The organism is Pseudomonas sp. p1(2021b) (genome assembly GCF_020151015.1).
In the GTDB taxonomy this organism is placed as follows: Bacteria; Pseudomonadota; Gammaproteobacteria; order Pseudomonadales; family Pseudomonadaceae; genus Aquipseudomonas; species Aquipseudomonas putida_K.
In genome coordinates this window covers 858,453-872,185 of record NZ_CP083746.1, presented here as the reverse complement: position 1 = coordinate 872,185, position 13,733 = coordinate 858,453, and the positions used below count along the sequence as shown (strand labels likewise).

Genomic DNA, 13,733 nt, shown 5'->3' with positions numbered 1-13,733 from the left:
CTTAAAGCTTGCGCATTTCACGTTCTGCAGCGGACAGGCTCGCCTGGAAAGGCTCGCGGGCAAACTGCCGCTCCATGTAATCCAATAGCGGCTTGGCCTGCCGCGGCAATTCGATACCCATGACTGGCAACCGCCACAATATGGGTAATAGACAACAATCGACCAGGCTTTGCTCCTCGCTCATGAAGCAGGAGAACTCGCCGAACAACGGCGACACACCAGTCAGGCTTTCGCGCAGGGCCTTGCGCGCCTCGGCACGCGCCGCATCCGTGCTGCGCGGGTCGAGGATGGTGTCCGCCAGTACGCACCAGTCGCGCTGGATGCGATGCATCAGCAAGCGGCTGTTGCCCCGGGCCACCGGGTAGACCGGCATCAAGGGCGGGTGCGGGTAACGTTCCTCGAGGTACTCCATCACCACGCTGGACTCGTAGAGCGCCAGGTCACGATCGACCAGCGTCGGCACACTGCTGTAAGGGTTCACTTCGACCAGCTTGGGCGGCAGACGACCGGGGTCGACGTCGACAATCTGTACATTGACGCCCTTCTCGGCGAGAACAAGGCGTACCCGGTGAGAATAGTGATCAGCGGGGTCGGAATAGCAGGCTAACCTGTTGGTTGCGCCCATGTAGCGCCTCCTCGCATGGGGATGCTTGTGAAACTCCAAATGCAAACGCGCCCTGGAGGACCCCGACGCAATCGCGAAGGGGCGCCCCAGGGCGCGTTCAACTACCAGAAACTACTGCGTGATCAGTGCACGTCCTTCCAGTATTCGCGCTTGAGCAAGTAGGCGAATACGAAGAAGAAAGCCAGGTACAGCAACACATAGGTACCGATGCGCTGGCTTTCCAGTTTGACCGGGTTGGCCGAATAGGCCAGGAAGGTCACCAGGTTCTTGACCTTCTCGTCGAACTGCTCGGTCGTCAGGGTACCGGAATTCGGCTCGATGGTCAGCTGGTCACAAGCTTCATGGGTCAATGGGCTGCCGGTCAGCGGGTCGAATTGCTTCTTGCCGTCGACCACAGTCTGCACTTGCTTGCAGCCGATCACCTGGTTGCCTTGCAAGCCCACCAGCACGTTAGGCATGCCGACGTTCGGGAACACCTTGTTGTTCACCCCATAAGGACGCGACTTGTCCTCATAGAAGCTGCGCAGGTAGGTGTACAGCCAGTCGGTGCCGCGCACGCGGGCGACCAAGGTGAGGTCCGGCGGCGCCGCACCGAACCAGGTCTTGGCATCGTCGGGCTGCATGCCGATCTTCATGTGGTCGCCGATCTTCGCCCCGGTGAACACCAGCTTCTCGAGCATCAGCTCGTGCGGGATGTCCAGGTCGTCGGCGACCCGCTCGTAACGCTGGAACTTGGCGCTGTGGCACCCCATGCAATAGTTGGCGAAGGTACGCGCGCCGTCCTGCATGGCGGCCTTGTCGGTGAGGTCGATATCGACCTTGTCCAGCACCGGGCCGTGCTCGCTGGCGGCGAAGGACAAGGCGGGCATCACTGCCAGGAACAATACTGCTATTAGCTTTTTCATCAGCCAGTCACCCTTTCCGGAACCGGTTTGGTCTTCTCGAGCCTGGTGTAGAACGGCATCAGGAGGAAGTAGGCGAAATACAGCACGGTGCAGACCTGCGACAGCAAGGTCCGACCCGGCGTCGGCGCCAGTACGCCCAGCACACCCAGGATCATGAAGGCCACGCAGAACACGAGCAGGAAGATCTTGCTCAGCCAGCCCTTGTAGCGCATGGAGCGCACGGGGCTGCGGTCTAACCAGGGCAACACGAACAGTACGGCAATGGCGGCGCCCATGGCGATGACGCCGAACAGCTTGTCAGGAACGGCGCGCAGGATCGCGTAGAATGGCGTGAAGTACCATACCGGCGCGATGTGCTCGGGGGTCTTGAACGCGTTCGCCTGCTCGAAGTTCGGTTTCTCCAGGAAGTAGCCACCCATTTCAGGGAAGAAGAACACCACGGCGCAGAACACGAACAGGAACACCACCACCCCGACGATATCCTTCACGGTGTAGTACGGGTGGAAAGGAATGCCATCGAGCGGCACGCCGTTCTCGTCCTTGTTCTTCTTGATGTCGACGCCATCGGGGTTGTTGGAACCCACCTCATGCAGTGCCAGGATGTGCAACACCACCAGGCCCAGTATGACGATCGGCAAGGCGATCACGTGCAGGGCGAAGAAGCGGTTCAGGGTGATGCCCGAGATCAGGTAGTCACCGCGGATCCATTGGGTCAGGTCGTCGCCGATCACCGGAATGGCACCGAACAGCGAGATGATCACCTGCGCGCCCCAGTAGGACATCTGCCCCCAAGGCAGCAGGTAGCCCATGAACGCCTCGGCCATCAGCGCCAGGTAGATCAGCATGCCGAACAGCCAGACCAGCTCGCGCGGCTTCTGGTACGAGCCATAGAGCAGCCCGCGGAACATGTGCAGGTACACCACGATGAAGAACGCCGAAGCGCCGGTGGAATGCAGGTAGCGCAGGATCCAGCCGTACTCCACGTCGCGCATGATGTATTCGACCGAGGCGAACGCCTCTTCGGCCGACGGCGTGAAACTCATGGTCAGCCAGACGCCAGTGACGATCTGGTTGACCAGCACCAACAAGGCCAGGGAGCCGAAGAAGTAGAAGAAGTTGAAGTTCTTGGGCGCGTAATACTTGCTCAGGTGGTCTTCCCACATCTTGGTAGCGGGGAAGCGAGCATCAATCCAGTCCATGAACTTGCTCATCATGCGTTCTCCTGATCGACGCCGATGACGATGATGTCATCCGACTCGTACGAGTGCGGAGGCACTGGCAGGTTGAGAGGTGCCGGCTGCGCCTTGTAGACGCGACCAGCCAGGTCGTAGTGCGAACCATGGCAAGGGCAGAAGTAGCCCCCCACCCATTTCGGCCCCAGGTCGGCGGGTGCGACTTCAGGACGGAACGTGGGCGAGCAGCCCAGGTGGGTACACAGGCCGACCAGAACGAGAATCTCGGGTTTGATGGCGCGGTTCTGCGGATCGACATAGGTCGGCTGCACCGACGACTTGGACTCGGGGTCGGACAAATCCCCGGTGATCTTCTTCAGGTTGCCGAGGATCTCCTCGGTTCGTCGCACAATGAAAACAGGTTGCCCCCGCCACTCAGCCACCATTTGCTGACCCGGCTCGACCTTGGCGATATTGACCTTCACCGGTGCACCTGCGGCTTTCGCCTTGGCACTGGGGAACCATGACCCCACGAACGGTACCGCAGCCCCCACTGCCCCCGCTGCGCCTACCACGGATGTGGCGGCTACGAGGAAGCGGCGCCGGCCTGCGTTGACGCCGTCATTGCTCATTCAGTCCTCTCCCATCAGCTGCTTTGGCCTGTTGGATCAGGCATCTACTTAGTAATGTCTGTGGCACTAAAAATTGGCCGCAATGGTAAGGAACAAGTCCACACACTGACAAGGTGATTACCCCCCGGTCGGGCTGCAACCCTCGCTTTGCTTGATCTGTGTCTATGCGGCAAGTTGTCACTGACATGCTGACAGGTTAGTTCAAGACATAAAAAAAGCCCGGTTCCAAATATGGAACCGGGCTTTTTTTCGACTGCCGAAGCGGTATTAACGCTTGGAGTACTGAGGACGCTTACGCGCTTTACGCAGACCCACTTTCTTACGCTCGACTTCACGAGCGTCGCGGGTGACGTAGCCAGCACGACGCAGAGCGCCACGCAGGGTTTCGTCGTATTCCATCAGCGCGCGGGTGATACCGTGACGGATCGCACCGGCCTGACCGCTGACACCACCACCGGCGACGGTGACGTAGATGTCGAACTTCTCGACGGTCTCGGTCAGCTCCAGCGGCTGGCGAACAACCATGCGAGCGGTTTCGCGGCCGAAGAAGGTGTCCAGAGGACGGTTGTTGATGGAGATGTTACCAGTACCCGGACGCAGGAAAACGCGAGCGGTTGCGGTCTTGCGACGGCCAGTGCCGTAATTTTGAGTCGCCGACATAATGAACTATCCCGTTAGATCTTCAGTTCTTGAGGCTGCTGAGCAGTGTGAGGGTGAGCAGCACCCGCGTACACTTTCAGCTTGCGGTACATGTCGCGACCCAGCGGGTTCTTCGGCAGCATGCCTTTGACCGCAGTTTCGATAACACGCTCAGGGGCTTTGTCGATCAGCTTCTCGAAGCTGATTTCCTTGATGCCGCCTGGGAAACCGGAGTGGGAGTAGTACATCTTGTCCGAAGTCTTGGCACCAGTGACACGTACCTGCTCGGCGTTGATGACGACGATGTAGTCGCCGGTGTCAACGTGAGGGGTGTATTCTGGCTTGTGCTTGCCACGCAGGCGACGAGCGATTTCGGTAGCCAGACGACCCAGGGTCTGACCAGCGGCGTCAACTACGTACCAGTCGCGCTTTACTGTTTCCGGTTTAGCAGTAAAAGTTTTCATTCTCTAAAGCCTCAGAGGCCGCCCAGCGAAAAATAGACGGCGAATCTTACTGGATAGTGCACAGCTTGCCAAGGGCAAGCGCGCAGCCGCACACGGACGCTATTGGGGGCTCGGGTCGGCGCGTCCAATGTTCGACAAGGGTTCCTCCTGCATGGTGGTGCATCACTTCCGCCACACGGAGAGGGGCAGAATTATCCAGATTGCGCAAAAAATTTCAACCTGATTTGATGGCTTCATTTGCAAGGAGACGATGCCTGATGGAATACCGCCAGCTCGGCCGTACCGACCTCAACGTCAGCGCCCTGTGCCTGGGGACCATGACCTGGGGCGAGCAGAACGACGAGGCCGAAGCCTTCGCCCAGATCGCCCTGGCCAAGGCCAGTGGGGTCAACTTCATCGATACCGCCGAAATGTACCCGGTGCCCCCGCGCCCGGAAACCTACGCTGCCACCGAGCGCATCATCGGCAACTGGTTCCGCCGCCATGGCGATCGCGACGATTGGGTCCTGGCCAGCAAGGTGGCCGGCCCCGGCAACGGCATCAGCCATATCCGCGATGGCCAGCTCAAGCACAACCGCCAGCACATCGTCGCCGCCCTGGACGAGAGCCTGCGCCGCCTGCACACCGACCGCATCGACCTGTACCAGCTGCACTGGCCCGAGCGCAGCACCAACTTCTTCGGCAAGCTGGGCTACCAGCACTTGCCGCACGACCATTTCACGCCGCTGGAAGAAACCTTGGAAGTGCTCGACGAACAGGTGCGCGCAGGCAAGATACGCCACATCGGCCTGTCCAATGAAACGCCCTGGGGCACGATGAAGTTCCTGCACCTGGCCGAAGCCCGCGGGTGGCCGCGGGCAGTGTCGATCCAGAACCCCTACAACCTGCTCAACCGCAGCTTCGAGGTGGGCCTTGCGGAAGTGGCGATCCGTGAACAGTGCGGGCTGTTGGCGTATTCGCCTCTGGCGTTCGGCATGCTCTCGGGCAAGTACGAAGACGGTGCCCGGCCAGAGCGTGCGCGCCTGACCCTGTTCAGCCGCTTCGCCCGCTACTCCAACCCGCAGACCGTGGCAGCCTGCAGCCGCTACGTACAACTGGCCCGGGCCCATGGCCTGGACCCGGCGCAGATGGCCCTGGCGTTCGTGACCCGCCAACCGTTCGTGACCAGCAATATCCTCGGCGCCACCAGCGTCGAGCAACTGCAGAGCGACCTGGACAGCCTGGCCCTGACCCTGAGCGACGAACTGCTCGCGGCCATCGAGGCGATCCATCAGGAGCAGCCCAACCCGGCGCCTTGAGCGCAGCCCCGAGCCGCCCTGTTCGCGGGTAAACCCGCTCCCACTGGGCCTCACTGCCTTTCTGGCCTGTCGAGCACTTGTGGAAGCGGGTACACCCATCAAGGAACCCGCGCGGTATGCCAGGGTAGACATAATCGCCAAAAAATAAGACGATCCAGCCGGTGATTGACCACTCTACCCTATAAGAACAATGACAATGATGTTCACCCAACCCTCCGCGTCGCTGCGGCGCGTCAGCATCCTGGCCATCGACAAGGTGTTCGCCTCGACCCTCATGCAGGCCAAGGATTTCTTCCACCTGGCCAGCCTGCGCTACAGCAAGCAATTGGGCCTGGGCCTGCAACCGATGTTCGACATCTGCCTGGTGAGCCCGGACGGCAAACCCGTAGACAGCTTCAGCAATGTGCAGGTGCCGGTCGATGGCGGCCTGGGTGATGCCGACGTGATCATTCTCCCGGCGTTCTGGGAAGACTTCGACACCCTGCAGCAACGCTACCCGCAGGTCCTGCCGTGGTTGCGCGAACAGCACGCCCGCGGCGCCGTGCTGTGTGGCGAGGCCAGTGGCGTGTTCTGGCTCGCCGAGGCCGGCCTGCTCGACGGCAAGGAGGCGACCACCTACTGGCGCTTCTTCAACAGCTTCGCCGAGCGCTTCCCGAACGTGCGCCTGAACCAGGACAAGCACCTGACCGATGCCGACAACCTTTACTGCGCAGGCGGCTCCACCTCGGCGTGCGATCTGTACATCTACCTGATCGAGCGTTTCTGCGGCGCCAACGTCGCCCGCGCCGTGGCCCGGGACATTCTCTACGAGGTCCAGCGCAGCTATACCCCAGGGCGCATGGGTTTCGGCGGGCAGAAGCTGCACCAGGACCTGATCATCCTGCAGATCCAGCACTGGCTGGAGGAGCACTTCGCCGACAAGTTCCGGTTCGAGGACGTGGCGCGCAACCACGGCATGAGCATTCGCAACTTCATGCGCCGCTTCCAGAGCGCCACCGGTGACAAGCCCCTGCACTACCTGCAGCGCCTGCGCATCGAGACGGCCAAGGGCTTGCTCTCCAGCACCCGCAAGAGCATCAAGACCATCAGCTACGAAGTGGGCTATGACGATGCCAGCTTCTTTGCGCGGTTGTTCCGCCAGCACACCGAACTGTCGCCGAACCAGTATCGGCAGCAATTCATGCAGGAAGCCTGACACCCTGGGGGCTGCTTTGCAGCCCTTTCGCGGCACAAGGCCGCTCCTACAGAAGGTACGTGATCTCCTGTAGGAGCGGCCCCTTATTCATTGGGTCAAGGCTTGTGCGCTCGCGCCAGGAACTCGTGGGACTGCATCTCCAGCAGGCGGCTCAAGGTGCGCTGGAACTCGAAGCTCAGACGCCCGCCAGTGTACAGGTCCTTGAGCTCTACCTCTGCCGAGATGATCAGCTTCACGTTCCGGTCGTAGAATTCGTCGACCATGTTGATGAAACGGCGGGCGATGTCGTCGGTGGTCACGCCCATCTGCTCGACATTGCTCAGCAGCACGGCGTGGAAGATCTTGCCCAGTTCGATGTAGTCGTTCTGGCTGCGCGGGCCGTCGCACAGGGCGCGGAAGTCGAACCAGGCAACGTCGTCGCAGGTGCGGATGGCCTGGATCTCGCGGTTTTCGATCACCAGCACGTCATTCTCGACCGCCTGGGTGCACTCGGGTGTCAACGCCCGGAAGCTCTGGCGCAGGCTCTCGTGGGCAGCATCGTCGAGCGGGTAGTGATACAGCTCGGCCTGCTCCAGGTGGCGCAGGCGATAGTCGACGCCGCTGTCGACGTTGACCACTTCGGTGTTCTGCTTGATCAGGGCGATGGCCGGCAGGAAGCGCGCGCGTTGCAGGCCGTCCTTGTACAGGCCGTCGGGGACGATATTGGACGTCGCCACCAGGGTCACGCCGTTCTTGAACAGCTCTTCCATCAAGGTGCCGAGGATCATGGCATCGGTGATGTCGGAAACGAAGAACTCGTCGAAGCAAATCACCTTGGCTTCCTCGGAGAAGCGCTTGGCGATGATGGTCAGCGGGTTCTTCTCACCCTTGAGGGTCTTCATCTCTTCGTGCACACGCTTCATGAAGCGGTGGAAGTGCGTACGCATCTTCTGCTTGAAGGGCAACGCCTCGAAGAAGGTGTCGACCAGGTAGGTCTTGCCTCGCCCTACCCCACCCCAGAAGTACAGGCCCTTGACCGGCGCCTGTTCCTTCCTGCCGAACAGCTTGCCGAACACGCCCGGCTTGTTGTTCTGCGCCGCCAGCAGGTCGTCGTACAGGCGCTGCAGGTGACGCACCGCAGTTTCCTGCGCCGCGTCATGGAAGAAGTCGGGACGTTTCAGATCTGCTTGATATCGTTCGAGGGGCGTCATGATTCGTTAGCGAGGCAACAAAAAACGGGCCGTCACTGTAGCGACAGGCCCGCATAATGGCAATTGGCGTTGCGGCGAATTGCCTCAGCCCTGCTGCGGCGCCAGGGCCTCGTGCAGGCTCTGGATGGCCGAATCACGGGCCTCGACGCTGTCGAACTGCGGCCCGTCGGCAACCTGCTCGCCGTTCAGCCAGAGCGAGAAACCCAGGCCTTCGATGCGCACATCGGCGTCACCGCCCTGCTGCAGCTGCTTGCTCACGGCGCCGGCGCTCTTGCCATCGGCGAAGCTGCGCGAAAGCAGCAATTGCTCGCCATCAGCAGCCAGCAGGCGGAAGCGGAAGCTGCCGTCTTCATCACGGAAGCTGACGAAGCGGGCGCTCTTGGCAGCCTTCTTCTTCACTTCGGTGGACACCTGCACGGCGGTGCGGAACGAACGCAGGCCAACGGCTTCGCGCAGCTGCTCGAGGAACGGCGTGGCGATCTTGCGGGCCTTGGCGGCACCAGCCAGGAGAATGTCTTCCAGGTCCGAAGGCCGGGCGATCAGCTGGTGGTACTGCTCGCGAGGCCCGGCCAGCTGGCCGTCGAGCAATTGGAACAGGCGCTGCTTGGCCTCGCCCCAACCCAGGCCCTGGAGCAGTTCTTCACGGAACTCGGCCGATTGCGCCGGGGTGGAGAAGGCCTGGAACAGGGTGAACAGGTGAGCGTTGTCCGGATCCTTCGGCTCGCCCGGGGCTCGGGAATCGGTGACGATGCGCGAGATGGCATCCTTCATGTCCTTGGCGCTGGTGAACAGCGGGATGGTGTTGTCGTAGCTCTTGGACATCTTGCGGCCATCCAGGCCCGGCAGGGTGGCCACGCTTTCCTCGATCACAGCCTCCGGCAGGGCGAAGAAGTCCTTGCCTTGGCCGAACAGGTGGTTGAAGCGCTGGCCGATGTCGCGGGCCATCTCCACGTGCTGGATCTGGTCGCGGCCGACCGGCACCTTGTGGGCGTTGAACATCAGGATGTCGGCGGCCATCAGCACCGGATAGCTGAACAGGCCCATGGTCACGCCGGCGTCCGGGTCTTCGCCGGCCTCGACGTTCTTGTCCACCGAGGCCTTGTAGGCATGGGCACGGTTGAGCAGGCCCTTGGCGGCCACGCAGGTCAGGAGCCAGGTCAGTTCGGGGATCTCGGGAATATCGGACTGGCGGTAGAAGGTGACCTTGTCCGGGTCCAGGCCGCCGGCCAGCCAGGTGGCGGCGATTTCCAGACGCGAGCGCTGGATACGCAGCGGGTCGTCGCACTTGATCAGGGCGTGGTAGTCGGCCAGGAAGTAGAACGAGTCGGCACCGGGCTGCTGGCTGGCGAGGATCGCCGGGCGGATGGCGCCGGCGTAGTTGCCCAGGTGCGGGGTGCCGGTGGTGGTGATACCGGTGAGGATGCGCGTAGTCATGGGTTATCGCTTGATCAGGCTTGGCTCAGTTCGAAAGACGCGGCAGCACCAGATCCTTCAGATCGGTCAGCTTGCCATGGAAGAAGTGTCCGCATTCTGCCACTTTCAGCAGCTCATGGGGGCGCGGCAGCTTGTCGGACCAGTCGTATACCAGCTGTGGGTCGACGACTTCGTCGGTTTCCGGCTGTACCACGGTCAGCGGGCAACGCTGGGGCAGCGGGAACTGCTCGCTCAGGCGCATCACGGCCGGGGCAATCATGAACAGATGCTGCAGCTCGACAGCATCGGCTTCCAGGCGACCGGCCAGGCTGGCGGCGACGAAACCACCGAACGAGAAGCCCATCAGCACCAGCGGCAAGCCAGGATGCTTGGCCCGTAACCAGGCGGCGGCGGCCTCGGCATCGGCGACCTCGCCGGCGCCCATGTCATGGCTGCCTGCACTCTGGCCCACGCCACGGTAGTTGAAGCGCAAGGTGATGTAGCCGGCATCGCGGGCGGTGCGCTGCAGGGTCGAGACCACCTTGTTGAGCATGGTACCGCCCTGCACCGGGTTCGGGTGGCAGATCAGCACCGCACCGCGGGCATCGGCCACATCCAGGTACAAGGCTTCCAGCTGGCCGCAGGGGCCATCGATGAACAAGGGGGTTTCGCGGATAAGCAAGGCACAACTCCGTGACCTCGGGAAGGGTCGACTCGTCTAGCTGAAGAATTCTGTTCTGATTTGCGATCGCTCGCGGTATACAGCGCAGGTCTGAGCCGTTAACGTAAAGCAAAGCCGTTTATAGAGGAAGGACTCGTGGAACTCTCGCTCCTTGTTTGGTTGTTGCCGACCCTGGCCCTCGTCGTCGGCGTGGTGGTCGGCTTCGTCGTGGCCCGCCTGCTGCCCAACGCAGCGCCCAGCAATACCCAGCGTCAGCTGGATGATATCCAGCAGCGTTTCGACAATTACCAGAATGAAGTGGTCACCCACTTCAACAGCACTGCAGCCCTGGTCAAGAAACTGACCCAGAGCTACCAGGACGTGCAGGATCACCTGGCCGACGGCGCCAACCGCCTGGCCCTGGATGATCTGACCCGCCAGCGCCTGCTGGCCGCGCTGCACTCCGAAGCCGCGCAGGGCCCACGTGACCGCCTGACCCCGCCGAAGGACACCGCCGAGGTGCCTCGCGACTACGCGCCCAAGACCCCGAACTCGCCGGGCATGCTCGACGAGAGCTACGGGCTCAAGCGCTGAACATCGAAAAGGCCTCGCAAGAGGCCTTTTTCATTGACACCGCCGGGAGGGCTGCGCCCTCCTTTCGCGGCACAAGGCCGCTCCAAACACGGCGACGCTCCCCGCCTTGCGCCGCGATAGAGGACGCAGTCCTCGCCTCAGCAATACCAAGGCGCCATGTCCTCGCCCACGCCATACCGCGCCCTCGCCTGCTCCAGCACCCCCTCACCCAACCGCCCTTGTCTGACCAGGCTATACAACGCCGCCATCACCACACTGAACCTGTCCACCTCGAAGAACCGCCTCAGTTGCTGGCGCGTGTCGCTGCGCCCGAAACCATCGGTGCCCAGGGTCATGTAGGGTGCCTGCACGTACTCGGCGATCAACTGCGGCCAGGCCCGCGCATAGTCGCTGGCCGCGACCACGGGCGCATCACCGGCCAGACAACGGCCTACATGGCTTTGCCCAGCGCCCTGTCCGCGTACCGCCGTGCGCTGCGCATCCCGCGCCTCGCGAGCCAGCTCGCTGAAGCTGGTGACACTGAACACCTCGCTGTCGACCTGCCACTCGGTGGCCAACAGCTCACTGGCGGCGACAACCTCACGCAGGATCGCACCCGAGCCCAGCAGCCGCACCGTGCCACGCGACTGCAGCAAGCGCTGGCTGGCGAACAGGTACATGCCGCGCAGCACATCCGCATGCTTGCTCTCGGGTAACGAAGGCTGTGGGTAGTTTTCGTTCATCACCGCCACGTAGTGAAACTCGTCCTGCTGCTCCACCAGCATGCGCCGGGCGGCATGGTCGAAGATCACCGCCAGCTCACCGGCAAAGCAGGGGTCCCAGGCTCGGCAATTGGGAACCAGCGCGGCCATCACCAGGCTCGAACCGTCTTGGTGCTGCAGCCCTTCGCCACCCAAGGTGGTACGCCCGGCCGTGGCGCCCAGCAGCAGGCCGCGGGCACGCTGGTCCGCAGCCGCCCAGATCAGGTCGCCGACCCGCTGGAAGCCGAACATCGAGTAGTAGATGTACACCGGCAGCATCGGCTCGCCATGTACCGCATAGGACGTTGCCGCGGCTACCCACGAGGAAATAGCCCCAGCCTCGGTGATGCCTTCCTCCAGCAACTGGCCGTCCCTGGCTTCCCGGTAGGCCAGCAGCGAGCCTGCATCCTCCGGCTCGTAGCGTTGCCCGCACGAGGAATAGATGCCGATCTGCCGGAACAGGCTGGCCATGCCGAAGGTGCGGGCCTCGTCCGCGACGATCGGAACCACCCTAGGCCCCAGCTCCGGCGACTTGAGCCAATGCCCGAGTAAGCGCACCGCCGCCATGGTGGTGGACATGTCCTTGCCTTGGGCATGCAGGGCGAAACCGCCGAAGGTTTCCAGGTCAGGCAAGGGCAAGCGGCGACAGTCGCTGCGCCGCACCGGCAACGGCCCACCGAGCGCCGCTCGACGCTGGCGCAGGTACAGCATTTCCGGGCTGTCATCGGCCGGGCGATAGAAGCGCAATTGCGCCACCGCCTCGTCCGACAACGGCAGGTGGAAGCGATCCCGAAACGCCAGCAGCGCCTGGACATCCAGCTTCTTGGCCTGGTGCGCGGTCATCCTTGATTCGCCGGCACTGCTCATGCCGTAGCCCTTCTTGGTCTTGGCCAGGATCACCGTTGGCCGGCCCTTGCAGGCCTTGGCCGCGGCATAGGCCGCGTGCAGCTTGCGAAAATCGTGGCCACCGCGCTTCAGAGCGTTGATCTGCTCGGCGCTCATGTGCGCCACCAGCCGCTGCAGGGCCGGGTGCTGGTTGAAGAAGTGCTCGAGATTGTAGGTGCCGTCCTTGGCGCCGAGGGTCTGGAACTGCCCATCCGGCGTCGCTGCCAGCTGGCGCAGCAGCACGTGCTCATGGTCGCGGGCGAACAGCGGGTCCCACTCGGAACCCCAGAGCACCTTGATCACGTTCCAGCCGGCACCACTGAACAGTGCCTCGAGTTCCTGGATGATCTGACCGTTGCCGCGTACCGGGCCATCCAGCCGCTGCAGGTTGCAGTTGACGATGAAGGTCAGGTTGTCCAACCCTTCCCGCGCCGCCAGGGTCAGGCCAGCGATGGATTCCGGCTCGTCCATTTCGCCGTCGCCGAACACGCCCCAGACATGCCGCGAGCCCGTGTCGGCCAGGCCGCGATGCTGCAGGTAGCGCATGAAGCGCGCCTGGTAGATCGCATTGAGCGGGCCGATGCCCATGGAGCCGGTGGGAAATTGCCAGAAATCAGGCATCAGCCAGGGGTGCGGATAGGAGCACAGGCCGTTGCCGGCGACCTCCTGGCGATAGTTGGCCAGTTGCGCCTCGCTCAGCCGCCCTTCGAGGAAGGCACGCGCATAGATACCCGGTGCCGAATGGGGCTGGAAGAACACCAGGTCGCCGGTACGCTGCTCACCTCCCCCCTCGCCCCGGAAGAAATGCTGGAAGCCGACCTCGAAGATCTCCGCCGCCGAGGCGTAGCTGGCGATATGCCCGCCCAGGTCGCCGTAGGCGTGGTTGGCCCGCACCACCATGGCCAGGGCGTTCCAGCGCAGGATGCCGGTGATGCGTTCGTCCAGCTCCAGGTCACCAGGGTAGGCACCCTGCTGCTCCACCGGCAAGGTGTTGCGGTAGGCGGAAAACGGCTGGCCATCGCGCACCAAACCCAGTTCCAGGGCATAGTTCTGCAGGCGCTGCAACAGGTAGCGCGCCCGCGCCGGGCCGCAATGGGCCAGGGTAGACTCGAGTGCATCGCACCATTCAGCCGTTTCGGCCGGGTCGCTGTCCAGATCGACATCTTGAGCCGAGGATGGCTCGTTCGGGTTGATCATTGCCACCATCGGGTGTCCCCTTCGCAGAACAAACGCATCACTGTCTGATTTCGCGGTCCCTGTAGGAGCGGGCTTGTCCCGCGAAGCGCTTGCCAGGCAACCGCGATGGCAAGACCGGCCCAA

The 13,733-nt window shown here is 62.6% G+C and carries 13 protein-coding genes; 3 read left to right on the top strand and 10 right to left on the bottom strand.

Going from position 1 to position 13,733, the window contains the following annotated elements; all coding sequences use genetic code 11:
* Nucleotide 1 precedes the first annotated feature (1 nt).
* The 6 genes from K8374_RS04105 to rplM all read right to left on the bottom strand — a co-directional run bounded on the left by K8374_RS04105 (nucleotide 2) and on the right by rplM (nucleotide 4,437).
* Nucleotides 2-625 carry a glutathione S-transferase N-terminal domain-containing protein gene (locus tag K8374_RS04105; protein ID WP_224458024.1) on the bottom strand — a complete coding sequence of 208 codons (624 nt, stop codon included), beginning with the start codon at nucleotides 623-625 and terminating at the stop codon, nucleotides 2-4.
* 122 nt (nucleotides 626-747) lie between these two features.
* The gene (locus K8374_RS04100) at nucleotides 748-1,530 is read right to left on the bottom strand and encodes a cytochrome c1 (protein ID WP_084857253.1); all 783 of its coding nucleotides are present in this window, start codon (nucleotides 1,528-1,530) and stop codon (nucleotides 748-750) included.
* Nucleotides 1,530-2,741 (bottom strand): cytochrome b, encoded by a 1,212-nt coding sequence (locus K8374_RS04095; protein ID WP_084857251.1) that lies wholly within the window; start codon nucleotides 2,739-2,741, stop codon nucleotides 1,530-1,532. The genes K8374_RS04100 and K8374_RS04095 overlap by 1 nt, the downstream gene beginning before the upstream one ends.
* Nucleotides 2,741-3,334 (bottom strand): ubiquinol-cytochrome c reductase iron-sulfur subunit, encoded by a 594-nt coding sequence (petA, locus tag K8374_RS04090; protein ID WP_084857248.1) that lies wholly within the window; start codon nucleotides 3,332-3,334, stop codon nucleotides 2,741-2,743. The genes K8374_RS04095 and petA overlap by 1 nt, the downstream gene beginning before the upstream one ends.
* Before the next feature lie 267 nt (nucleotides 3,335-3,601).
* Nucleotides 3,602-3,994, bottom strand: a complete 393-nt coding sequence (gene rpsI, locus K8374_RS04085) for a 30S ribosomal protein S9 (RefSeq protein ID WP_054893989.1) — start codon at nucleotides 3,992-3,994, stop codon at nucleotides 3,602-3,604.
* A 14-nt stretch (nucleotides 3,995-4,008) separates the two neighbouring features.
* Entirely contained in the window at nucleotides 4,009-4,437 is a 429-nt protein-coding gene (gene rplM / locus K8374_RS04080; protein WP_043207468.1) for a 50S ribosomal protein L13, read from the bottom strand.
* Between the two features lie 257 nt (nucleotides 4,438-4,694).
* Here rplM and K8374_RS04075 point away from each other — a divergent pair, with 257 nt between their 5' ends.
* Both K8374_RS04075 and K8374_RS04070 read left to right on the top strand, forming a co-directional pair.
* Complete coding sequence (locus K8374_RS04075) at nucleotides 4,695-5,735, top strand: NADP(H)-dependent aldo-keto reductase (protein ID WP_224458023.1); 1,041 nt, start codon at nucleotides 4,695-4,697, stop codon at nucleotides 5,733-5,735.
* A 298-nt stretch (nucleotides 5,736-6,033) separates the two neighbouring features.
* A complete protein-coding gene (locus tag K8374_RS04070; RefSeq protein WP_224459267.1) occupies nucleotides 6,034-6,930 on the top strand; it encodes a GlxA family transcriptional regulator in 897 nt (298 codons plus the stop codon).
* A 95-nt stretch (nucleotides 6,931-7,025) separates the two neighbouring features.
* On the opposite strand, the gene zapE is transcribed toward K8374_RS04070, so the two are convergent.
* The 3 genes from zapE to K8374_RS04055 form a co-directional block, all read right to left on the bottom strand.
* Complete coding sequence (gene zapE / locus K8374_RS04065; protein WP_196156782.1) at nucleotides 7,026-8,120, bottom strand: cell division protein ZapE; 1,095 nt, start codon at nucleotides 8,118-8,120, stop codon at nucleotides 7,026-7,028.
* A gap of 84 nt (nucleotides 8,121-8,204) precedes the next feature.
* Complete coding sequence (locus tag K8374_RS04060) at nucleotides 8,205-9,554, bottom strand: tryptophan--tRNA ligase (RefSeq protein ID WP_224458022.1); 1,350 nt, start codon at nucleotides 9,552-9,554, stop codon at nucleotides 8,205-8,207.
* A gap of 25 nt (nucleotides 9,555-9,579) precedes the next feature.
* Complete coding sequence (locus K8374_RS04055; RefSeq protein ID WP_224458021.1) at nucleotides 9,580-10,215, bottom strand: alpha/beta hydrolase; 636 nt, start codon at nucleotides 10,213-10,215, stop codon at nucleotides 9,580-9,582.
* Between the two features lie 135 nt (nucleotides 10,216-10,350).
* On the opposite strand from K8374_RS04055, the gene K8374_RS04050 reads away from it, so the two are divergent.
* Nucleotides 10,351-10,788: a YhcB family protein gene (locus tag K8374_RS04050; protein WP_196144368.1), complete on the top strand. Its 438-nt coding sequence runs from the start codon at nucleotides 10,351-10,353 to the stop codon at nucleotides 10,786-10,788.
* 137 nt (nucleotides 10,789-10,925) lie between these two features.
* Here the strand turns inward: K8374_RS04050 and mdeB are convergent, their stop codons facing one another.
* Nucleotides 10,926-13,619, bottom strand: a complete 2,694-nt coding sequence (gene mdeB / locus K8374_RS04045) for an alpha-ketoglutarate dehydrogenase (protein ID WP_411969596.1) — start codon at nucleotides 13,617-13,619, stop codon at nucleotides 10,926-10,928.
* Nucleotides 13,620-13,733 lie beyond the last annotated feature (114 nt).